This is a genomic window from Marinobacter azerbaijanicus (genome assembly GCF_030250645.1).
GTDB classification, from domain to species: domain Bacteria; phylum Pseudomonadota; class Gammaproteobacteria; order Pseudomonadales; family Oleiphilaceae; genus Marinobacter; species Marinobacter azerbaijanicus.
Map to the genome: position 1 here is coordinate 108,699 of NZ_JASSVS010000012.1, position 21,890 is coordinate 130,588.

General features: G+C 52.5%; 18 protein-coding genes. 9 read left to right on the top strand and 9 right to left on the bottom strand.

Annotated features, from left to right (window positions below):
* The first annotated feature begins 125 nt into the window (after positions 1–125).
* Positions 126–2,102: a TRAP transporter permease gene (locus tag QPM17_RS19110; protein WP_285392902.1), complete on the top strand. Its 1,977-nt coding sequence runs from the start codon at positions 126–128 to the stop codon at positions 2,100–2,102.
* 46 nt (positions 2,103–2,148) lie between these two features.
* Complete coding sequence (locus QPM17_RS19115; RefSeq protein WP_285392904.1) at positions 2,149–3,129, top strand: NAD-dependent epimerase/dehydratase family protein; 981 nt, start codon at positions 2,149–2,151, stop codon at positions 3,127–3,129.
* A 39-nt stretch (positions 3,130–3,168) separates the two neighbouring features.
* Here the strand turns inward: QPM17_RS19115 and QPM17_RS19120 are convergent, their stop codons facing one another.
* The 9 genes from QPM17_RS19120 to QPM17_RS19160 all read right to left on the bottom strand — a co-directional run bounded on the left by QPM17_RS19120 (position 3,169) and on the right by QPM17_RS19160 (position 12,960).
* A complete protein-coding gene (locus QPM17_RS19120) occupies positions 3,169–4,572 on the bottom strand; it encodes an MFS transporter (RefSeq protein WP_285392906.1) in 1,404 nt (467 codons plus the stop codon).
* Positions 4,573–4,650: 78 nt separating this feature from the next.
* Positions 4,651–5,616: a ketopantoate reductase family protein gene (locus QPM17_RS19125; RefSeq protein WP_285392908.1), complete on the bottom strand. Its 966-nt coding sequence runs from the start codon at positions 5,614–5,616 to the stop codon at positions 4,651–4,653.
* A gap of 35 nt (positions 5,617–5,651) precedes the next feature.
* On the bottom strand, positions 5,652–6,275 hold the full coding sequence (locus QPM17_RS19130) for an isochorismatase family protein (protein ID WP_285392910.1): 624 nt from the start codon (positions 6,273–6,275) through the stop codon (positions 5,652–5,654).
* A 32-nt stretch (positions 6,276–6,307) separates the two neighbouring features.
* Positions 6,308–7,078, bottom strand: a complete 771-nt coding sequence (locus tag QPM17_RS19135; protein WP_285392912.1) for an ABC transporter permease — start codon at positions 7,076–7,078, stop codon at positions 6,308–6,310.
* A complete protein-coding gene (locus QPM17_RS19140) occupies positions 7,060–7,845 on the bottom strand; it encodes an ABC transporter permease (protein ID WP_285392914.1) in 786 nt (261 codons plus the stop codon). Before QPM17_RS19140 ends, QPM17_RS19135 begins: the two co-directional genes overlap by 19 nt.
* Positions 7,832–8,800 (bottom strand): ABC transporter substrate-binding protein, encoded by a 969-nt coding sequence (locus QPM17_RS19145; RefSeq protein WP_285392916.1) that lies wholly within the window; start codon positions 8,798–8,800, stop codon positions 7,832–7,834. Before QPM17_RS19145 ends, QPM17_RS19140 begins: the two co-directional genes overlap by 14 nt.
* A gap of 52 nt (positions 8,801–8,852) precedes the next feature.
* On the bottom strand, positions 8,853–9,647 hold the full coding sequence (locus QPM17_RS19150; RefSeq protein WP_285392918.1) for an ABC transporter ATP-binding protein: 795 nt from the start codon (positions 9,645–9,647) through the stop codon (positions 8,853–8,855).
* A 1-nt stretch (position 9,648) separates the two neighbouring features.
* Positions 9,649–11,133 (bottom strand): aldehyde dehydrogenase family protein, encoded by a 1,485-nt coding sequence (locus QPM17_RS19155; protein ID WP_199447423.1) that lies wholly within the window; start codon positions 11,131–11,133, stop codon positions 9,649–9,651.
* Positions 11,134–11,166: 33 nt separating this feature from the next.
* Complete coding sequence (locus QPM17_RS19160; RefSeq protein WP_285392920.1) at positions 11,167–12,960, bottom strand: thiamine pyrophosphate-binding protein; 1,794 nt, start codon at positions 12,958–12,960, stop codon at positions 11,167–11,169.
* A gap of 524 nt (positions 12,961–13,484) precedes the next feature.
* Here QPM17_RS19160 and QPM17_RS19165 point away from each other — a divergent pair.
* From QPM17_RS19165 to QPM17_RS19195, 7 genes are all read left to right on the top strand, one after another.
* Complete coding sequence (locus QPM17_RS19165; protein ID WP_150995263.1) at positions 13,485–14,261, top strand: SDR family NAD(P)-dependent oxidoreductase; 777 nt, start codon at positions 13,485–13,487, stop codon at positions 14,259–14,261.
* Positions 14,262–14,292: 31 nt separating this feature from the next.
* Positions 14,293–15,744: an aldehyde dehydrogenase family protein gene (locus QPM17_RS19170; RefSeq protein ID WP_285392923.1), complete on the top strand. Its 1,452-nt coding sequence runs from the start codon at positions 14,293–14,295 to the stop codon at positions 15,742–15,744.
* 20 nt (positions 15,745–15,764) lie between these two features.
* Positions 15,765–16,595, top strand: coding sequence for a TauD/TfdA dioxygenase family protein (locus QPM17_RS19175; protein ID WP_150995261.1), 831 nt, complete (start codon positions 15,765–15,767; stop codon positions 16,593–16,595).
* Positions 16,596–16,679: 84 nt separating this feature from the next.
* The gene (locus tag QPM17_RS19180) at positions 16,680–17,726 is read left to right on the top strand and encodes a TAXI family TRAP transporter solute-binding subunit (protein WP_285392926.1); all 1,047 of its coding nucleotides are present in this window, start codon (positions 16,680–16,682) and stop codon (positions 17,724–17,726) included.
* 129 nt (positions 17,727–17,855) lie between these two features.
* Positions 17,856–19,856 (top strand): TRAP transporter permease, encoded by a 2,001-nt coding sequence (locus tag QPM17_RS19185; RefSeq protein WP_285392931.1) that lies wholly within the window; start codon positions 17,856–17,858, stop codon positions 19,854–19,856.
* 16 nt (positions 19,857–19,872) lie between these two features.
* Positions 19,873–21,378 carry a tripartite tricarboxylate transporter permease gene (locus QPM17_RS19190; RefSeq protein ID WP_285392976.1) on the top strand — a complete coding sequence of 502 codons (1,506 nt, stop codon included), beginning with the start codon at positions 19,873–19,875 and terminating at the stop codon, positions 21,376–21,378.
* Entirely contained in the window at positions 21,378–21,842 is a 465-nt protein-coding gene (locus tag QPM17_RS19195) for a tripartite tricarboxylate transporter TctB family protein (RefSeq protein WP_285392933.1), read from the top strand. The genes QPM17_RS19190 and QPM17_RS19195 overlap by 1 nt, the downstream gene beginning before the upstream one ends.
* Positions 21,843–21,890: the final 48 nt, after the last annotated feature.

Genomic DNA, 21,890 nt, shown 5'->3' on the forward strand with positions numbered 1-21,890 from the left:
CTTTACGGAAGCTCTTTTGCTGTGGCTGAGGTGCTCGGAAATAAAAGTATTTGTAGTAGTGAGCCTGATTAACGACCCTGAGCGAGATCACCCAACTTGTGATGCACTTACAATAAGGATCGTCCATGCTGGAAGAAATTCGTTTATTAGGGGTTAAAGCTCGTAAGTGTTTCTGCTTTCTTCAAAGTACGAACAGGTTGAACCCAACTGGCGTCATTGGTTTCGTTATCGCGCTGTTGTCCGTAGTGGGATCCATCGTGACCATATATATGGCGCTATTTGGTTTTTTTTCGATGCTGGTGTACGTGGGAGTATTCATCACGTTTGTGTTTCCTATCATTTTTCTGACGACCACTGTTTCGAACACAGTAAACCGGATTACCTGGTTCGACATATTCTTGGCGGTCATTGGGCTGGGTCTAGGAATTTGGTACGTCCTGAATGTCCAGAAATTTGACGACTGGATGATTGGTTTTGACCAGTTCGATACGGCTGAGCGGGTAGCGGGTGTGCTACTGATACTCTTGGCCTTGGAAGCGGTGAGGCGCGCCACGGGATGGCCATTACTTGCGCTGGCGGCAGGTTTTATTGTTTATACTGTTTTCGGAGGCGCCGGAAGCGGCATATTTTCCCATGGAGGTGTTGGTCTGGATGCTTTTCTTGAATCACAACTTATCACTCAAAGTGGGATGTTCGGGACGCCTTTATACGTAGCGGCCACCTACGCTTTTTTGTTCATTCTTTTTGGCGCTTTCTTTGAACGGGCTGGGGGGGGGCAAATGTTCTACGATATCGCTACGGCGGCAACCGGAAGATTGAGAGGAGGGCCTGCCAAGTCGTGTGTTGCCGCGAGCGCTATGTACGGTTCCATATCCGGTAGTCCGGTTGCGGATGTCGCAACGACAGGCCCCATCACAATCCCTGTGATGATGCGCACCGGTCTGACTGCAAAGCATGCGGCGGGCATAGAAGCTGCGGCTTCTTCCGGCGGTGCCCTCTTGCCACCGGTGATGGGGGCAGTCGCGTTCATAATGGCGGACTTTACCGGAATTCCTTACCACCAAATCATGATTGCGGGTGCGTTATCGGCAATCCTCTACTATTTTGGTGTGTTCACCATGGTACATTTTCGGGCCCGCTTAGAAGGCCTGGGGGTGACGCCAGATGAGTACCGTGTTGGTCTGTTACCCGCGTTGCGGCGTGGTTGGTCAAATATTATCCCTCTCGTTGTACTAACGTGGTATCTCCTGCAAGGATATTCGCCTGCTTACGTTGCTGCAGGTTCAGTGCTTGTAGTTATACTGACCAGTTGGATTGTTCGGACTTATGCCATTGGGCCGAGAAGTTTGCTGGATAGCTGTGTTGAAACCTGGTATCGAATTGTGCCGCTGGCTGCGGCAGTTGCAGCGGCGGGCATTATAGTGGGTTGCCTCTATCTGACAGGTGCCGCGAGCAAGGTCTCTGATTTAGTATTGGCGCTGGCCGGGGGCTACTTGGTGCCTTCTCTGATCGCGTCAGCTGTCATTCTGATGGTGCTTGGCATGGGCATGCCGACAGTGGCAGTTTACCTGATGGGAGCAGCACTGCTCGCCCCCTTGCTGGTTGCCGAATTCGGGCTAACGACGCTTCAAGTGCATTTGTTTGTGCTCTATTTCTCCTGTATGTCGGCCATTACCCCACCTGTGGCGGTGGCCTGTTTTACGGCGGCCTCAATTGCAGGAGCAAGTCCCTTTGCTGCAGCCGGGGTCGGTTTCAAGTTGGCTATAGCTGGCTATATTCTGCCATTTTTCTTTATTTTTAATAGCGGTCTTCTGCTCCAGGGAAGTACGTTACAGATAGTCGGCAGCTTTGTCGCGGCGGCAACCATGGTATTTTGCGTTTCGTTGGCCCTTCATGGATGGATCATTAGCCAACGGTTGTCAGCCTTAACAAGATTGGTGTTTGTTGGTTTTGGGGTTTTGGTTATTTACCCTGTCGCTGCGTTGCAAGTGGCCGCTGTTCTGGCCGCAACAGCTGTTTACGGTGGGTGTTATTGGCGTGCCCAGAGAGAGCACCAAAAATTTATTCGTAAATCAACAGCCAACTCGGGAGTTGGTGGGTGACAGGAATGGTCATCCGAAACATAGATCGGCATTGATGGGAGGCAACATGACAACGCTGGTAACTGGTGGGCTAGGCGTCATCGGCTCAATGGTGGCGCGGGAAATGGTAGCAGCAGGAGAGAGACCGGTTCTTTTCGATCTCCCTGCTGCTTCGCCTCGCCTTCTCTCAGACTTGCTGAAGAGCGTAGATATCGTTCGTGGCGATTTGCTGGATCAAAGTAACCTGGAGGATGTTATCCGGCAGAAAAAAGTGGATCGGATCATCCACACGGCGGCTTACATCGATCCTGAGCTAGGCCGGGATGTGGTACGCAGCGTCCAGGTGAACATACTGGCGGCTATGAATATCTTTGAGCTCGCGCGGGCACATAAACAGATTACGCGCGTCGTCTGGTGTAGTTCGCGGGCGGTATACTCCGAGATGGACGAAGCCGCGAGTCATCCTCATTACCAACCGATTACGGAGGATTACCCACAGGTACGCTCCACGGACCCAAAGAAACTGTACGATTCCACGAAGCTGTTTTGTGAACACTTGATGATGAAGTATGTGGAAGACTTGGGTCTGGATATCATTGCATTGCGATTTGGCAGCACCTTCAGTCCGGGTAAAACTGACCACCATGGGCCGTTGGCGGTGGTGAGTCAGATCGTGGAGAAACCGCTGCGAGGTGAGCCGGTGCATATTCCGCGAGGAGGGCAGCAAAAGAACGACTTTATTTACAATCGCGATACGGCCCATGCCCTGATTCTGGCTTCACAAGTAGAGAATGTACAACACCGTATTTTTCACATTGGCTCTGGTGAAGGCCGTTCGTTGCGCGATTTCGCTGCAAGTGTGACGAAGGTTATTCCAGAGGCGCGGATTGAGATCGGCGATGGCCTCGACTACCTCAATTTGGGTCGGCAAATGTACGCCATTTTCGACATCACCCGTGCGAAGGAAGAATTGGGATTCCAGCCACGGTATACGACCGATACTGCCGTCGAGGACTATATCGCCCTGGTGCGCACACTAAATTTATGAAACCTGTTTTATTGCAATAGATCTCAGGATACGAGCCAATTACCGGGGTGAATTACTGGCCTGTGTCATTAGTCGAAGGCCACTGAGGCCAGCAGCAATGGCCGCAAACCCTGCTGCAACTATAAATGGAACCCCGTTTCCGGTTGTGGTGTCGATATTGAAAATGAGCGCGACGGTTACTGCACCCAAGGTCTGGCCCAGCAGGCGTGCCGTTCCCAACATACCGCTGGCGCCCCCGGTCCGGTTCTCGGGGGCCGTGTTGATAAGGACGCGATTGTTGGGCGACTGGAAAAGCGCGAAACCGAGTCCGCAGATCCCCATGCGCCAGGCAATATCGATGTCGCCAGGGTCCGTAGGTAATAATGCCAGCAGACTTAGCCCTAGAGTTAGCAACAGCAGGCCTATGCTGCCAAGCACTCCTGCCGGATAACGGTCGGCTAAATGTCCGACGAAAGGCGCTGCAACCATCAACATGAAGGGCCACGCGGTTATAAGTAGCCCGGTTTCTACGGGCGTCCTGTGCAAAACATCCTGTAGATAGAATGGAAAGGATACGAAGACCACCATTGATGCGGCGAAAGCACACACAGATGTCCCTATGGAGAGTGCAAACACCGGAATCCGCAACAGATCCACTGGCAGTAAAGGTGCGGGCAAAGACAACTGCCTACGTATAAGGACATAGCCCAGTAAACCGGTGAGCGCAAGTTTCAGCAGGACCAAGCTCGGATTCTCGTTGCTGCCCAGGCCGTCGAGTCCGGTAATAAGGAAGCCGAAGGTGAGGGCGCTCAGGAGGGCGCTGATAATATCGAACCGATGAGGTGAGCGTGGTGTGTGTGGGAGTGTTTTGATACCAATCACTAACGCAACAAGTCCCAATGGCACGTTCAATGCGAACAGCCAGGGCCAGTCCGCCACCAGGAGAATAGCGCCGGCTATTGTGGGCCCTGACGCGGCGGCTCCGCCTGTGACCAGGGCATTCATGGCAATGCCGCGACCGAGGCGGTGGCGGGGCTGAGTAAAACGGACCAATGCCGCAACGACACTCATGATACCGGCGCCACCAAGACCCTGCACAACGCGTGCGGCGATTAGAAGCGACAGTGAATCAGCGATTGCGCAGACGAAAGTGGCGAGGGTGAATACCACCAGGCCTATATTGAAGACTCGTCGATAGCCAATAATTTCGCCTAATGAGGCGAATGGTAGCAGGCCCATCATCACTGCCAACTGATAAGAGTTCACTATCCACACCGAGCTTGCCGGAGTTGCTCCCAGATCGCGGGCTATAATGGGTAGGGCGACGTTTACGGTAGTACTTTCCAGAACGGCAATGGCCACTGCCAGGCCAAGAGTGAATGTCGCCCAGTGCCGTTGAGGTAAAGGAAGCCCGTCGGGATATTTTTTTTGATCGGCTTGCAAAATCCCTGTGTCCTTTTGCATAGTGAGCGGAGCTTCGGTATGCTGGAGCAGGCGCTTCTGGTCATATCTTCGGAAGGTTTACTTTGGTAGCCGGGTTCGTCACTGTTGGGCTTCTGAGCCGGACATCTGGCTCAGAAGAGCATAGACCAAACGAGTATAGGGTGCATCTATCCCCAGTTGTTGGTAGCGAGACATCACTGCGCCACAGATGGCATCGAGCTCGAGGGTCCGTCCCTGTTCATAGTCCACCAGCATGGATGTCTTGATTGCATCAAAACTGCGGATCAAGTGGTACATATCGTCTACATCCTCGTGGGTAAGAAGCACTTCGTCTGCACTTGCGGCTATAGCAACTTCCCGCATCAGACTGTAAACAATCGGCGCAAAAGGGGGCTCCCGGCTCAGGCTTCGGGTATCTAGGCCTGTCAGTGCAGACAGTGGATTGACGCCATTATTGATGGCGAGCTTAAGCCACAACTCCCTCTGTATATTATTGCTGAGTTTGATGGGAACGCCTGACTGCTCAAAGGCAGTGATTACTTTAGCTGGCACCCTATCCGGTGAACCATTGGGCCAGGGGCCGATGATCAGCTCTCCCGGTCCCTTCGCCTCTACAGATCCATCGGCAGTCAGATGCGCACCGATTTTCACCGCAAGCCCCCCAAACACACAATCTTTCGGAATTACCTCGGCCAGGACATGCTCATTATCTACGCCGTTCTGTAATGAGATGATCGGACAAACCGCATTATACTGGGCGAACCACCCGGCAATGGCACCGGCGAGTTCCTTTGTGGCGGAGGACTTTGTGCAAAGAACAAGAGCATGAAACTGCCCGGGGGTATAGTGCTCAAACAGCTGCCTCAGGTCACAGGCAGTCGGACAGGGTAGTTTATGAAGTTGCGTATCGTGGGATACCCTCAGGCCGGATTCAATCAATTGGCCTAGGCGTTTCCCACGGGCCACCATCACGCAGCGATGCCCGGCATTTAACAACTTCATTGCGTAAAAACTGCCAATGCCTCCTGCCCCGATAATACCAATCTGTTTACCGTGTCTTGCCATGAGAGCCCTTGTCTGAGTCTTATACTGTTTGTTGCTTAAGCGTTCCGCAGTTTCTCGAAATACGTGAGCACTTCTTTGAGTGGCAAGACATCGGCATATTTTGCCTGCAAATCATACAGTGACTGCTGGTGGGCTTCTTGCCAACGGTCTGTCACGGCATCTTCTACGACGATAGGTCGAAAGCCGTACTGAATAGCATCTACTGCGGTTGCCCTAATGCATCCACTGGTGGAACATCCAGCCAGTATCAGTGTGTCGCGTCCCATGGCGAGTAGTCTGCTTACCAGGTCAGTACCGAAAAAACATGACGCGTACTTTTTAACCAACAAGCCATCTCTGGGTTCGCGCTGCAATTGTGGCGAGATATCAACACCATTGCTGTCGAATTTTAAATCTTCAAGGCCCCCGATTTTGGTGATCCAGATTCCCGCATCCTGCATGGTGTCCGAGTCGTAACTGACGGTTGTGAAAATGACCGGGATATCTGACTTGTGAGCGCTGTCCAGTAACGTGTTGGCAGCTTCCAGAGTGGCAGGCATGGAAGAGCCAAGGGGTCTTCCTTCTTCAGTGAATGCGCGGGTCAGATCAACTATCAGAAGGGCAGGGTGTTTGCCAAAACCCATTCTGCGCCCCCACGTGGCTTCGCTGGAATCGCTCATGCTGTTTTCCTCTGGTTCAATATTTCAAATGCTCACGCCCGGTCAAAGCGCTGGCTTATATAGCTCATCACAGCGTTGATACTCAGGGCCGTGAGAAAAATGATAATCAGAATCGAATACATGCTGGCAATATGGAAAGTGTTGTAATACTCAATCGCAAGGAAGCCCAGGCCAGCATTGGATAATTTGATTTCGCCAAGCAGGATGGCAATGATTGTAACGCCCAATCCAAGCCGCATTCCCCTGATAATCGGTCCTACCAGTGAAGGCAGATAAATCTTTACAAGCATTTGCCAGCGTGTGAGGTTCAGCGCTTTGCCTACGTCGACCAGAACCGGGCGCACGTTGAGGGTGCCCGACATTGTGCTCAGGGCGATTGGGAAAAATCCTCCCAATGCTCCAAGGGCAACCTTTGACTCCGGACCAATACCAAAAATTAACATCACCACTGGCAGGAAGATAATTTTCGGGGTTGTTGCCAACGACGAAAGAAATGGGTCCGCGACGGACGACACGAACGGCCGACTACCGAGTGCAATACCGGTTACGACGCCAATGAGGGTAGCAATCGTAAAACCACCGAACAGTTCCATCAATGTAACGCCAAAGTGGTGGTATAGTTCCGGGCTGCTCACTTCATTCCAGAATGCGCTGGCCACCTCGAGAATCGTGGGTACGACCCCTTCATAGAGTAAGCCCGAACGGGCAATAAGTTCCCACAGGATGACCAATACTACCGGGGTTAGCACCTGAAGGGTGAGGACTTGCCTGCGTAATCTTGGATTCATACCGGTCTGAGCCATCGTTCCACCTTTTTGAGCACTGTCAGAAAGAGCAGGCTTATGAGAATGATAAAGAAGATTGCAGCGTACATTCCCGGAATGTCGTAGCGGAAAAACATGGTTGATACAACTCGACCAAGCCCACCGAAATCGATCAGGAACTCAATCCCGATTATATTAACGAGAGCGTAAATCAATCCCAGCCTGATGCCTGTGAATGCGTCAGGGACTGCAGCAGGAACCTGTATTAGCGTAAATGTCTGTTTTGCCGTCAGGTTGAACGCTGCTCCCACTTTCAGCAGTGTGGGGGAGACCTTGTGAAGCGCTTCACAGGTGTACAGAGCGACCGGGATTGAACCGGTGATCACGCCCATGGTGATCGTTGTGCCATAATTCCGCCCGATGATTACCAGAAACAGCGGGTACAGAAGTACCAGGGGGGCGGCAAACATCGCAGCGAGCCAGCCCCGGTAAGCCCTGCCCAGTACCTCATAGCGAAAAAGTGTCCAGCCTAAAGGCAAGCCGATGAGCATTGCCAGCAAAGTGGCTGACAGCGCCTGTGCCAGAGTAATCAGAAAAGCAGCGCCGAGATTGTCCTTTGTGAAAAGCCGCTCCAGTGACATCAGCATTTCTGAAGGTGCTGCGACAATGGAGGGGTCTGCGATTCCCGAGGCAACCAGCACCTCGAGAATCAGGCCCAGGAACAGCAGGACCAGAAGGCCTGCTGTCCTTGGCCCCCAAAGGACAAACGCCAGACGCTGCTTTTGATGGGGCTCAGCGTGGGTCATACACATAATCCAGCAGCTCGTCAATCTGCTCCTGGCTCAGGGGCTCCCGGAGGGCATCGTGTTCGATAGCTTCCTGTATGGTCTTATCCAATCCTTTTACAGGTACGGACAGCAACGCCTCCTTGGGATAGAACGCTGCAGCCTCTTTCGCAATTTCCAGGTCAATGTTGTTGAACACGGCAAAGCGCTCAACCGCTTTATCCTTATTGTCATACATCCAGTCCACAGTTTTCATATAGGCGCGCATAAAACGTTTGGCAACGTCACGACGCTCAGTAAGGAACGTTGTATTGGAAATGTTGGCCCGTACAGTCTGTTCAGCCAGTTCCGGGAGGTCGCTGCCCTTTGCAATGATTCTCAGGTCACCCGCGGCGACCAGGTCAAGATTGAAAGGAGGTACTGACCAGCCAGCATCGAGTTGCCCGGACATCACCTGGGTGCGATTGTCTGAAATGCCGCCTGCAGAAACAGTTTCTGCGTCTACCCCGGCTTTCGCCAAGAGGTTCAGCAAAACCAGGTGGGAGGATGCACCGGGGCGGGAATAGCCCACTGTTGCGCCTTGCGCATCGGCGAGGCTTTTCAGGTCACTGTCACTTTTGGCATACCAGAACAGGTCATTGGCACCTGTCATTTCAGCTCCTATGATTCGCACCGGAGCGCCGCGCTGATAAGCTCCGAGAATACCGAGCATGCCGTTAACAAAACCCATATCAACGCTTCGGGTTGTGACGGCCTGAAGTGTTTCCGCTCCACCTTTGGTCCAGGTCATTTCAACGGAAAGGTTTTCGTCGGCAAAAATGCCTTCTTCAATACCCTGGTGCACCACCAGCGTGTCCCACAGTCCTCTTTGGCCGATAGCGACAGAAACCTTGTCCATTTCCTGGGCAACAGCGCTTAGTGACAGCATGGTAGCTACCACGGGGATGAGCACATATTTACACAGTTTGAGTTTCATCAGATTGTTCTCCTCAATGCTTTTGTTTTTGTTACAAGTTGTTCCGGTGGCGTTATGCTTCACCGACTGCTTTCATTCCCCTATCGGCTTCCGTGCGCAGGTCTTCCCAGATTTGCCCAACGTAGGCGGCAAATTTGTCAGTAGAAATAAGTTCTGAATCTCGCGGTCGCGGTAGTTCAATGTCGATAGTTCGCATGATGGTGCCTGGGCGGTAAGACATGACCGCCACTCTGTCACTAAGTTGTACAGCCTCAGTAATATTGTGAGTAATGAGCATTGTGGTCTGCTTTAGTGCATCGCAGATCTTAAGTAGCTTGTCCCCAAGCAACAGCCGCGTTTGCTCATCCAGTGCCCCGAAAGGTTCGTCCATTAACAGAATACGTGGTTCCGAGGCCAGGGTGCGTGCAATGGCAGTGCGTTGGCGCATGCCTCCAGACAGTTGGTGGGGGAAATGGTGCTCAAATCCGGTTAAACCAACCAGTTCCACAAAGTGGCGAGCTTTTTCCAGTCGCTCTTTTTTCTCCATTCCAGCAACTTCGAGGGAGAAAGCGACATTGTCGAGCACCGTGCGCCAGGGAAAAGTGGATTCTTCCTGAAACACCATGCCAATGTCCTTATGGGGACCGGAGACAGATACGCCATTTACAATAACCTCTCCGGAATCCGGCGGTATCATGCCGCCGATTATGTTAAAGAGAGTAGATTTCCCACAACCGCTGGGGCCAATGATTGAAAGAAACTCACCTTGCTTAACCCCAAGATTGGCGGGTGCCAGTGCCTGGATCCGATCCCCGTTATCGGACTCAAACGTTTTCGAGACATTCCTTACTTCAAGAGTAGCTGTCATGTCAGGGCTCCAGGGTGACGTTGACATTTTTTGCCTGGGTGAATGTGAAAAGCTCTTCAAGGCACTCTTCACGCCCGAGTCCGGATTGTTTCGTGCCACCAAAAGGAGCACCGGGTATGTGAGCACTGGAGCCGTTTATCCACACGTACCCAACGTTGAGCATGTTGGCTGCTCTGTGAGCAGTCGCAAGGTCTCTGGTCCATACTGATGCAGTCAGGCCGAACTCCAGCTCATTGACCATATCGAGAACGGTCTGTTCGTCCGACCAGCGGATAACAGAAAGTACAGGCCCGAATATTTCCTCGCGAGCTATACGCATATCCCGAGTTACGTCGGCGAACACGGTTGGTCGAACGAAGTAGCCATTGGCCAGCTCTGGCTCCTCGGGCCGGGTGCCCCCGCTTACCAAACGCGCACCCTCGGATTTGCCAATATTTATGTACTCCATGACCTTGTCAAACTGAGCTTTACTGGACAGGCAGCCCATTTCTGTTTCCACTTTGTCGGGGAGCCCCGGTTTGATCGCATTGGTTTGTTCGATAATCCGTTCAAGAACGTCTTCGTAAATGCTGTCGTGGAGGAAGAGACGACTGGTGGATCCACAGGATTGGCCGGCGGTCCAACCAAAGTTCATACCGTGGACTGCGCTGGTCGCTGCCTTGTTCGGATCGGCATCGGGAAACACCACCATGGCGTTCTTGCCACCGAGTTCCATCAGTGTGCTTTTCAGGGTATTGGCGGCGGCACGACAGACGGCTTTGCCGGTTGGAATACTTCCCACCAGGCTGATATTGTCCACGTGCTCGTGTTCAGAGAGTGAGGCTCCCGCTTCAATCTGACCGTTGACGATGTTGAGAACCCCGGCGGGTAGTAAACCATCAAACAACTCAGCCAGTCTCAACGCCGACAATGGCGTGTGTTCACTTGGTTTGATGATCACGCTGTTGCCTGCAATCAAAGGCGCTGCGATTTTTGCACAGACAAACATCGCGGGGTGATTGAATGGAACAATGCGTGCTACCACCCCCAGCGGCTGGCGCACGACATAATTCAGTTGGCCCTCGGCCGTTGGAATGGTTTCGCCTTTAAGCTCCGTGGCCAGCCCGGCAAAGTAATCCAGCAGGTGAGCACCTACCTGCATATCCCCAACCATTGCGGAACGAGGATTGCCGCAGTCCAAGGCGTCAAGTAACGCAAGTTCTTCCGCGTGGTCACGAACCTTCTGTGCCATCTTCCGTACGGCAGCCGCACGCTGGGTGGGCGCTAAGGCGCGCCACGCCGGTTGTGCGACGCGGGCTGCTTTCACGGCGAGGTTTATATCTTCGGCGGTTGCTTCGTCCACGTCACCAAGGCTACTGCCATCGGCCGGGTTGGTCACCGGGATCCGGCGGCCAAGGGACGCTTTGTGCCAGGCACCGCCGTAGTATAGGCCGCGATTTCGCGGCAGTACCAATTCATGTGTGATTGTTTTGTCTTGGTTGGTCATTTTGGGTGGCTCCCTTTAATTATTAGTACTTGTTCAGTTGCCGTCGTCTGAATGGGAATCACTATTGAAATCAACTACGCCGCTCATGTAGCCCGCCTTGACGACAACATCGAGAAGCGCTGGCTGGCCGTTTTCAACGGTGGTAATGGCTTTTTCCAGAGCAGTTTTAAAGGAACGTTCATCGAGGATGGGGCCTTCAGCCTGAAAACCTTGGGCCCTGGCGATGGAGGCCAGGTCGATTGCCGGGTCATCTAGTCGCTGGCCGACCCACTTGTTCTCAACGTCACGGTTCCTGTTGATAGCGACGGCTTCCTGGTGGGCGACGTCGTTATAGTAGCCGCGGTTATTTGCAACAATAATCAGCACGGGAATTCCGTAACGTGCGGCAGTCCATAGGGCGTTGGCACCCATCATAAGGTCACCGTCGCCCAGAACCGCTACTGGCAATCGTGATGAGCCTTTGAGGCCCAGTGCGCTGCCAATCACCATTCCCGGTCCTGAGCCGATACCGGCACCGCCGTCATAACCGAGATAATCCAGTGGGTGCTTAAAGGTATTGGTGGCGGAGGGCCAGCCAAGGGGCAGGCGCAGATAACTGACTTCCCGATCGTTGAGTGTCGACGTCAGTGTGGTTGCCAGTGCCAGCAGATCGAAAGCACCAGTTTGTTGTGGCATTGCCGGCCGCTTGTGAGCATTTTGCACTTTGATCGTTGCGGTTGATTCGATTCGTTCAAGCAGGCCATCCACCGCACTCTCTGGCGTGCCGTCGAGAGCCAGATCCACCGGAGCCATACGCTGATGATTCATCGCCCAGCCATTCATGGCGTAATCGTCCAGCGAGGCGTGGATAATCTTTGCCGAAGGCTTGCCATCGGGCCAAACCGTATACAACGTTCCGCCAAGATCCAGCCAGTCGAGGCTGATAATCAGATCAGCCCCGGATAATAGCTGGATGGCCGCGTTATCGAGCCGGAATGCCGGTGGTAAAGGGTGGAGGAGGTGATCCGTTGGGAAGGCCGCTGCGATTTTGAGGTCGGTCATCACGGTAGCGCCAAGTTTTTCAGCTAACTCTATCCGCTTACCCCAGTCCGTGGAACTCCGGGAAACCCTGCCTGCAAGAATCACGGGATTCCTGGCCTTACGAATCATGTTCGCCGCTGTATCCAATTCTTTTGCTGAGGGCACTGGTGGTTCGCCTGGCATGAAGCGTGTCGGATCGGGCAGTGATAACGGCTTATCAAGTGCCTTTTCCTGCAAACTTACATCAAGGCAGATATATACCGGTCCCCGCGGCTGCCGGATGGTCGCTTGCCACGCTCTCAGAATGGACTCCATAGCGGCTTCAACCGACGCGGGCTGATTATCCCACTTGATGAAAGGACGGATGAGGGCAGCCTGATCTTGTGAGGTGTGTATCCAGTCAATCCAGGGGCGTCTCAGGTTTGCATCAACCGGTCCGTTAGCGCCAAGGATCAGCATGGGTGCGCGGTCACACCACGCATTGTATATGGCCATACTGCCATGCATCAGGCCGACATTGCTGTGAAGGGCGACTGCCATGGGTCGTCCGGTTACCTTGGCGTAGCCGTGAGCCATGGCAACGGCATGCTCTTCATGAAGACACACCAGCATTTCCGGAGCTGTATCCTCAAGAACGTTAACCAGGCTGTCGTGGAGGCCTCGGTAGCTGGCCCCGGGATTGAGCGCAATGAAGTCGATTGGTAACGACCTGAGTGTCCAGGCCACGGCATCGCTGCCCCATTCCAGCTTTTCAGATGACGGTGGCAGGGGGCGAGAGGGTGTATTTCCCGTGTTTTCGGCAACCATTTTCTGTTCCTGATTTTTGTGTTTTTATCATTAAGCGAGAGATAATTTCACTATGGTATAGTCGAAAGGTACCGTCAGGTGTTGTGTACGTCAAGCCTCGAAGTGAGGTGTGTCCTTGCGCAAGGCACGGTGAAATTTGGGTATTCCTCGGGGGCCCTATGTAGCTATAGAATAAAGTGCTTGTAATACTTATTCACGAAAAGTAATAAGTCTTTAGTAAAGCGAGATATGTATAGTTATTTAATAGAGTAAATACAGAAGATGTGCCGCCATAAACCATATGAAAATAATACAAAATAATAATTGTTCATACGTCTCCCGCCTCTGAGCTATTTATTGTTTCCGATTTCCAATTAATGGTTGACACCTGAAGCCGTTTGTATAATTTTAGACTCAGGTTTCACAAAACAAAATAGTATCTCAATAATAAAGAACATGGTTGGTAGCTTTAATGGCTCTGAGGAGTCAGGCGGGCACTGACCAGCAGATTACGCACAATAAAGACAATCATAGGGGGTGGCTCAATGGGCTCTAATAAGCTTTTTGATCTTGAAGGACGCACAGTGATCATCACTGGTGGGGGGCGTGGGATTGGCAAGGTTTATGCCAAATCGTGCGTGGACGCTGGTATGAAGGTTGTTATCGCGGATATTCATGGGGAGGAAGCGGAGACGACTGCCGCGGAATTGCGGGACTCCGGCGGTGACGCCATTGCTGTCACTACCGATATTTCCAATGAAGAAAGTGTCGCGGCCATGGCCAAGAAAACCATGGAAGCCTTTGGTCGAATTGATGGTGTTGTGAATAACGCATCTTTGATGAGTTCTCTGCCTCGCCGTTCCTGGCTTGAAATTCCCACGGAAGAGTGGGACCGAGTGATGGCTGTTGATCTCCGCGGTTTGTTGACGGTTTGTCGCGCGGTTTATCCACACATGAAGGCTCAAAAGTGCGGCAAGATCATCAACGTCTCATCCAGCCGTGTTCTTGAGGGTACGCCTAACCGGCTTCATTACACCTCAGCGAAGGCGGGTGTTATCGGCTTTTCCAGGGCCTTGGCCCGTGAAGTCGGGGATGACGGCATAAATGTCAATGTTGTTATGCCAGGACTGACGCTAAGCGATACCCAACTGGCATCCTCAAGCACCAGCTACCTGAGTGACGAATACAATCAGCAGCGCGCTCTGAAGCGGCCCCAGACACCTGAGGATCTGGTTGGAACGGTCCTTTTCCTGCTCTCCCCCGCCAGCGACTTCATAACCGGCCAGACGATTAACGTCGATGGCGGGAAGTCCATGCATTGAGTATGAAAAAGCTGAATCGGAGCACAAGAAAATGACAGATGTCCAAACGACCTTGATGTTGATTGATGGTGAGCTGGTTGAAGCCGCCAGTGGAAAAACGCTGGATTCGCTGAATCCTGCTACAGAAGAAGTGATCGGTCGGATTCCGGCCGGTGACAAGGTAGATGTAGACCGCGCTGTGGTGGCGGCTACTCGAGCCCAACTTGAATGGGCGAACACCGAAATATCCCACAGGGCAGAGCGGCTTCGCGCAGTGGCAGCCAGGGTTGCCGAGCGAGCAGAGGAAATTCTGAGACTGGAAGTTCTTGATACGGGCAACACCATCACCAAAATGCGCGGTGACGTGGGAATGGGTATCAAGGTCCTGGAATATTACGCGGGCCTTGGGCTTGAGCTTAAAGGCAGTACGATTCCTGCCAGCCAGAGTAATCTGCACTTTTCTCTGCGGGAACCATACGGCGTTGTCGGACGAATCATTCCATTCAATCACCCCATTATGTTCGCACTTTCCAGGATGGCTGCTCCTCTGATGGCAGGTAACGCAATTATCATCAAGCCACCCGAGTCGAGTTCCCTTTCCGCTGGCATTCTGGCAGAAATTTGCCGGGATGAACTGCCGCCTGGACTGGTCAATATTATCACCGGTTTAGGAACGGTGGCGGGTGATGCAATTGTTCGCCACCCGGAGGTCAAGCGCCTCGCGTTCATTGGTTCTGTTCCAACTGGTCTGGCCATTCAGAAGGCGGCCGCCGAAGTATCTGTAAAGCATGTCAGCCTCGAATTGGGTGGCAAAAACCCAATGCTCATTTTCCCTGATATCGATCCCGAAGTTGCGGCGACAGCGGCGGTATCAGCAATGAATTTCGCTTGGCAGGGACAATCCTGTGGCTCTTGCAGTCGGTTACTCGTTCACGAATCCCTCTATGACGAGGTTCTTAAGCGCATTGTTGAAAAAACAGAGCGGTTGGTGATTGGTGATCCGCTGGATCCTGACTCTCAAATGGGGCCTATGAATTCCCGAATGCAGTTGGACAAGGTTGAACATTATGTGCGTACCGCTCATGAGGATGGTGCGCGACTGATGACTGGTGGAGAGCGCCCGCCAGGCGCTCAGTTTGAACGCGGCTACTGGCACCAGCCTACAATATTTGCCGATGTGACTCCGGAGATGCGAATAGGGCACGAAGAAATTTTCGGGCCTGTGCTGTCCGTTTTCCGCTGGAAGGATGAAGACGAGGCAATACGCATTGCCAACAGCACGGAGTACGGGCTTACCGCTGCCATCTGGACGAACGATCTCAATGCAGCGACGCGGTGCATCCGCCGGATCAAGGCTGGTTATGTGTGGGTGAATGGATTTTCGGCACATCACCTTGGAACACCGTTTGGTGGCATGGGTAACAGTGGTCTTGGACGGGAGGAGGGCATTGAAGAGCTACTTTCCTATACAGAGACCAAAACCGTCCATCTGGCATTGAATTAATTCAGGCAGGAGTTGTTTGTATGAGTATTGAAATAGTGCCTTGCTCCCCGGCCCTTGGGGCCGAGATTCGTGGTGTTGATGTCAGCAAAGTCACGGATGCGGAATTTGCCACGATTATTGAGGCGTGGCACCGGTATCAGGTGATTCTGCTTCGCAATCAGAACCTGCCTGAAGAAGATCAGCAAGTGGCGTTCGCCCGCCGGTTCGGCGAGCTGGCGGAAGTTCACGTGCCCGAGTACCAGGGTAATCACCCGGCGGTGATGTACATCGGTAACCTGAAAGAAGAAGGCAAGAGCGAAGGCGCCTTGCCACTCGGTGAAATGGAATTTCATATCGATCAGTGCTACCAGCAACGTCCGGCCAAAGGCACCATGCTTTACGCCATCGAGATTCCCTCGAAAGGCGGAGAAACAGTGTTTGCCAATGGCTACATGGCCTACGAGCGGTTGCCAGAGTCCGTCAAGTCCAGGATCGAGGGTCTTAGGGCAATCAATGTTTATGATCGTGGTGGCTATGTCACGGACCGGAAGAACATGGTCAGTATAGAGGACGGCATTTCGCAGGCCCATCCGATTGCACGGACACACCCGGCCACCGGCCGCAAGAGTTTGTTCGTCAATAAACTGATGACCCATTCAATAGAAGGTCTTGACTCTGATGAAAGTGAAACCCTTCTCAATGTGATGTTTGAAAGCATTTCCCAGCCAGATATTTCCTATGTCCACGAGTGGCAGGTGGGAGACCTGTTGCTTTGGGACAACCGGTGCACATTGCACGCCCGCCGGGATTTTGATCCGGCGGAGCGTCGCTGGCTGCGGCGAGTGACAATTCTTGGGGGAGTGCCTGAGTAAGTGCCTGAAGAGCGGTTTCTCTTTCCGTTAATAAAGAGAGTGCAGTGTCGTCCTAACTCGGACAAAAACAATAAGGAGTAACACATGACTTTTGAAAAGAAACTGAAAGTAGCTGGCCTTGGTGTACTGCTCTCGTGTGGTGTATTGGCAACAGCGGGATCGGGAGCGGCCTTGGCGCAGGAAAAATTCCAGGATAATGATCCGATCAGTTACACCGCTACAGGAGGAAGTGCACGAGGCTACTCGCGTGTTGTTTTCGAAGCCTTAAACGGGATTGTAAGGGATGAATACCCTGGTTCTGCTGCTGAATTCAGGCCGGGGTCTCCTGCAGGCAGTCTTCTTGAAATTGCTCGTGGTAATGCCGACTTCGCTGGCGCCAGCGGTGCGGTGGAAGTTCAGTATGCTCTGGAAGGGACAGCGCCATTCCGCGAGTCACTGGAAGGCCAGATTCTTCATGTAATGACCACTCATAACGAATTGACCGTTCATTATCTGATGACTGAAGAGTGGTCCGAAGAGCATGGTATTGAATCGATGGCCGATATTGCCGAGAAAAAGCCGCCAATGACGATTGCGGTGAATACCGAGGCCAACCTCCAGTCAACCGTTGCGATGTACGAACACATCTTTAACGAATATGGGTTCTCCATGGACGACGTTAAAGATTGGGGAGGTTCCGTTATACGTGGCAATTCAGGTATTGGAATGGATGCGTTGGCCGATGGCCGCGCGGATGTCTTTATCAATGGCCGGTTCATGCCCGATTCACGTTTGGAAGAGATTCACCACAACCGTCCTTTGAAATGGATCGATATTGACCGCGACAAAATGGAGGCCGCGGCCGAGAAGTGGGACTATGACCTTTATATTGCACCAGCTGGCATCAGTCCCTTCATTGAGGAAGACAGCCCTACGCAAAAAATGTGGAACTCGATACAGGCCGGAGAGCATGTATCCGAAGAGACTGTCTACAAATTCCTGACAGCCATTAGTAAGAATATTGATCGGGTCCGGTCCATTCACTCTTCGCTGCGTAACTTTGGGCTTGAGATGATGGTGTGGAATCCGATGAACCTCCCTCTGCACCCAGGGGCTGAACGTTTCTATCGTGAGAAAGGGCTTATCGAATAAAACCCTGACCGGAAAGCAGTGTTGAAGTGCCAGAAAGCGGAACCCTCGACACACAGAGTACGTCGGCGGTTCCGCTTAGATTCATAGGGCCGTTTTTGCTGGCGGAGTTTCGGTAATTAGGGGGGGGGTATGTCTGTTAAAAGCAGTCTTATACACGGGCTGAAGCGATTTTTCTGGCTTACCGGAGAAGGCAACCGTTTTGTGCCTACCGGTTGGCTAGGCAGACTTGTCGCGCTGCTCGCTGTGATCGGGACAGCGGTGGTTATATACATGGCGCTGTTCAGCAGCCAGTCTGAGTTGTTGCATGTCAGTTTGTTTTTAGTGTTTATGTTTCCTATTGCATTTCTCACCACAACAATCTCAAAAAGTGTTGAAAGAATTACCTGGTTTGATGCCGTGTTGGGGGCTCTCGGTTCTATACTGGCAGCCGGCCTTGCCTATTACGAACCCCGATACCACACTTGGATGCAAAGCTTTGATCAACTGACTACTTACGAAATCTGGGGTGGACTTGGGCTCGTGGCCCTATCGCTGGAAATGGTTCGGCGAGCGACAGGTTGGCCGCTTCTCCTCATTTCGTTTGCATTTTTAGCTTACGTGGTTTGGGGTGATGGTATTGCCGGTAGCTTCTCCCACGGTGGCGTGGACCTGACTTATTTTCTCGAAATGCAGGCCATCACAATGGATGGGCTGATTGGTGTTCCGCTTTATGTGGCGGCAACCTATGCGTTTCTTTTTGTGCTCTTTGGTGCTTTCTTTCAACTGTCTGGTGGCGGCCAGCTTTTCTTTGATATCGCCGCTTGCAGTACCGGAGGAATGATTGGGGGTCCGGCAAAAGCCTGCGTGGTTTCCAGTGCATTGTATGGTTCCGTGTCTGGAAGCCCCACCGCCGACGTGGCAACGACAGGGCCGATCACCATTCCGTTAATGGAACGTTTTGGGATCAGTAAAAAGCAGGCTGCTGCAACAGAGGCAGCAGCCTCTTCCGGTGGAGCATTACTGCCCCCCGTGATGGGTGCGGTAGCGTTTCTGATGGCGGACATGACGGGCATCCTTTACCGGGATATTCTTATTGCCGGCTTGCTATCCGCCTGCCTGTATTATATGGGCGTTTTCAGTCTCGTTCATTTTGAATGCCGCCGTCTTGGCATCAAAGCCATGCCTGCTGAAGAAAGGGTTACCTTCATGGTGGCGCTGCGTCGTGGCTGGCCCAGCCTGATTCCCATTTTCGTATTGACCTATTTCCTGTTAAGCGGCTTTTCGCCGGCGTACGTGGCCGCAGGGGCGAGCCTGGTAACGTTGGTGACCAGCTGGATTGCCATTCGACATGCGATAGGCCCCAGAAAACTGGTTTCCGGTTGCGTGGAAACCTGCTTCAGAGTGGTACCTCTGACAGCCGCCGTTGCTGTTGCAGGTATCATCATAGGCTGTATTGAAATGACGGGGCTTTCCAGCAAAGCCGCTGCCCTGCTTTATGCCATGGCCGGCGGGCTTTTGGTGCCGTCTCTAATTGTATCTGCCGTAGTGTTGATCATCCTGGGGATGGGCATGCCCACAGTTGCGGTTTACGTTATGGGTGCGGCGTTGCTTGCCCCTGTTCTGATCGGAGAGTTTGGGTTGCCAGTGCTGGGCACTCATATGTTTCTTCTCTACTTTTCCTGCATGTCGGCAATTACGCCTCCCGTTGCGGTGGCATGTTTCACCGCGGCTTCCATAGCTAACGCTAACCCGTTCTCCGTCGCGCCTTATGCATCGAAACTGGCTGTCGCTGGCTATGTTGTACCGTTTTTCTTCATCTTCAATCCGGCCCTTCTTATGGAGGGCGGCCCACTGGCGATCATCGGCGCGTTGATGGCAGCGGCAGCCATGGTACTTTGCTTCGGCGTTGCGATTCACGGATGGATTCTCACCGCACCTCTTAACTGGTTTGGCAGGCTTCTGTTTGCAGCGTTTGGAGTTTTGCTCATCGTTCCGAATCTGACGGTGCAGGCAGTCACATTTGTTTTCGCTGCCTTGGTATGGAGGTTTTACCTGAAACGGGCCAGGGCCAGAGAGTCTGAGGTAAGGGCATCTTCAATTAGTCGTCCAGGTGTGGCTGGAAGTGTTGGCGTAGAGGCAACGAATGACTGATCTATTAAATGGTTTAATGAATTTCGCAAGGTGGGATGTATTACTTGTCCTACTTGCGGCAGTACCCGTCGGCCTCCTGTTTGGTGTTTTGCCCGGCTTGGGCGGGCTTGTGGCATTGTCAGTCCTGTTACCTCTGGTCTATGGGATGGAGCCGATCGTTGGCTTGGCGTTTTTGCTGGCAAGCTATGCAGTGGTGTCGACGGGCGGTTCGGTAACGGCCATTTTGCTGGGCATCCCCGGTTCCCCAAGTAACGCGGCCACTATTATTGACGGCTATGTACTCAGTCGTCGTGGGCGCGCTGGTTACGCCCTAGGCGCTGCCCTGTCAAGCTCTGCGCTCGGAGGCCTCATTGGGGCGGTGGTGTTGTTCGCGCTACTCCCCGTTGTTCGCCCGGTCGTTATGTCCTTCGGGTCACCGGAAACATTTTTCCTGGCATTACTGGGTATCAGTTATCTGGCAATGCTGGGTGGGGGCTCCCCCATCAAAGGGCTCGCGGCCGGCGCCCTGGGTCTGTTCCTGGGCACCTTTGGTTATCAGAGCACCACCGGTGTTCCGCGATTCTGGATGGATATTGATTACCTGTTGGATGGCTTCCGCCTGATTCCGCTGGCACTTGGCATGTTTGCCATACCGGAAATTGTTGACCTGATGTCCGGTCGGAGTATCGCCGCCAGGCGACCTGATGGCCGCCCGATGGAGATTACCCACAAGCAAGTTTGGCTCGGTGCCAGGGCGTCTGTCGTTCGCAAGTGGGTATTGATCCGCTCTTCAGTCCTGGGTGTTTTCCTCGGTCTTATACCGGGTGTTGGAAGTGAAACAGCACCGTTTGTGACCTACGGCGCCGCCAAGCAGGCTTCCAAACGTCCCTACCAGTTTGGCAAAGGCTCGATTGAAGGGGTTATCGGACCGGAAGGTTCCAACAATGCGAAAGACGGTGGCGCACTGGTGCCAACTCTCGCCTTTGGTGTTCCCGGCAGCAGTGCGATGGTTTTGCTGATTGGTGGGTTCCTTCTGCTTGGCCTGCAACCTGGTCCGAAATTTCTTCAAGACCATATGGACATGGCCTACGGGCTTGCGTTTGTGCTTGTTGGTGCGAATCTTATTGGCTCCTTGGTATTGCTGTTATTGGCGAAACACCTGGCAAAAATCACACTTTTGCCCGGCCATATGCTGGCACCGATACTTTTGACTCTGGTTGTTGTGGGTGCTTATTCTACCAATAACAATTTTACTGACGTTCTGTTCGTTTTCATCTTTGGTGCGGTAGGCATTGGCATGAAAGCCTACGGGTTTTCCAGACCGGCGCTTTTGCTCGGTTTTGTTCTGGCGCCGTTGCTGGAAACCTACCTTTATATATCTCTCAATACCTACGGGAACTGGTTTTTCCTAAGGCCAATATGTCTGGTTCTGGCACTGTTTATAGTGGGTGGCGCTGTAATGGCGGGAATAAAAAGTCATAAAGAACACAAGGAGTTAAAAGCAGAAAAAGCACTTAAACAACAAGAGGGGAGTAACTCCTGATGACGTGTAGGCTAGGCAATTTTTTCAGTGCGGCCGTTTTGTTGTTGTTCACATCAACGATGTTGTTACTGGCCATTTTAAATTGGGAGTACTCGGCCAAAGTTCTCCAATTCCCGTTGATGTCCGGATCATTGTTGATCCTTTGTGCAGTATGGCTGGCGATCAGATCTTTTACGGCGACTGAACAAGAACTGATTGATGAGAGTGAGGTGTTTTCCGAGGGTAACAGGCGTTGTTCATTGTTTAGGCGAGTATTATGGCTGGGCGTTATCTTTCCCTTGGGTTATGTGTTCGGATTTATTGCTGGCCTCCTTGCGTTCAGCTTCGCCTATACCGGTTATCATGGTCTGCCCTGGTGGCAAAGACTGCTTACCGGATTTGTGATATTTGCCGTGGTTTACATTGGCTTTTATAAGTTGCTGGGGGTGCCCCTGCCCATCGAACCTATGTGGATGCGTGATTAAGATTAAATAGTGTGTCAATCATGAGTTTTTATAAAAGGAGAGTATTTG

Coding starts and splice junctions, on each gene's coding strand:
- QPM17_RS19160 (WP_285392920.1), bottom strand. CDS start 12,960: ATGGTTGCCGAAAACACGGGAAATACACCCTCTCGCCCCCTGCCACCG.
- QPM17_RS19180 (WP_285392926.1), top strand. CDS start 16,680: ATGACTTTTGAAAAGAAACTGAAAGTAGCTGGCCTTGGTGTACTGCTC.
- QPM17_RS19150 (WP_285392918.1), bottom strand. CDS start 9,647: ATGACAGCTACTCTTGAAGTAAGGAATGTCTCGAAAACGTTTGAGTCC.
- QPM17_RS19175 (WP_150995261.1), top strand. CDS start 15,765: ATGAGTATTGAAATAGTGCCTTGCTCCCCGGCCCTTGGGGCCGAGATT.
- QPM17_RS19195 (WP_285392933.1), top strand. CDS start 21,378: ATGACGTGTAGGCTAGGCAATTTTTTCAGTGCGGCCGTTTTGTTGTTG.
- QPM17_RS19125 (WP_285392908.1), bottom strand. CDS start 5,616: ATGGCAAGACACGGTAAACAGATTGGTATTATCGGGGCAGGAGGCATT.
- QPM17_RS19140 (WP_285392914.1), bottom strand. CDS start 7,845: ATGACCCACGCTGAGCCCCATCAAAAGCAGCGTCTGGCGTTTGTCCTT.
- QPM17_RS19135 (WP_285392912.1), bottom strand. CDS start 7,078: ATGGCTCAGACCGGTATGAATCCAAGATTACGCAGGCAAGTCCTCACC.
- QPM17_RS19170 (WP_285392923.1), top strand. CDS start 14,293: ATGACAGATGTCCAAACGACCTTGATGTTGATTGATGGTGAGCTGGTT.
- QPM17_RS19115 (WP_285392904.1), top strand. CDS start 2,149: ATGACAACGCTGGTAACTGGTGGGCTAGGCGTCATCGGCTCAATGGTG.
- QPM17_RS19120 (WP_285392906.1), bottom strand. CDS start 4,572: ATGCAAAAGGACACAGGGATTTTGCAAGCCGATCAAAAAAAATATCCC.
- QPM17_RS19165 (WP_150995263.1), top strand. CDS start 13,485: ATGGGCTCTAATAAGCTTTTTGATCTTGAAGGACGCACAGTGATCATC.
- QPM17_RS19190 (WP_285392976.1), top strand. CDS start 19,873: ATGAATTTCGCAAGGTGGGATGTATTACTTGTCCTACTTGCGGCAGTA.
- QPM17_RS19185 (WP_285392931.1), top strand. CDS start 17,856: ATGTCTGTTAAAAGCAGTCTTATACACGGGCTGAAGCGATTTTTCTGG.
- QPM17_RS19130 (WP_285392910.1), bottom strand. CDS start 6,275: ATGAGCGATTCCAGCGAAGCCACGTGGGGGCGCAGAATGGGTTTTGGC.
- QPM17_RS19110 (WP_285392902.1), top strand. CDS start 126: ATGCTGGAAGAAATTCGTTTATTAGGGGTTAAAGCTCGTAAGTGTTTC.
- QPM17_RS19155 (WP_199447423.1), bottom strand. CDS start 11,133: ATGACCAACCAAGACAAAACAATCACACATGAATTGGTACTGCCGCGA.
- QPM17_RS19145 (WP_285392916.1), bottom strand. CDS start 8,800: ATGAAACTCAAACTGTGTAAATATGTGCTCATCCCCGTGGTAGCTACC.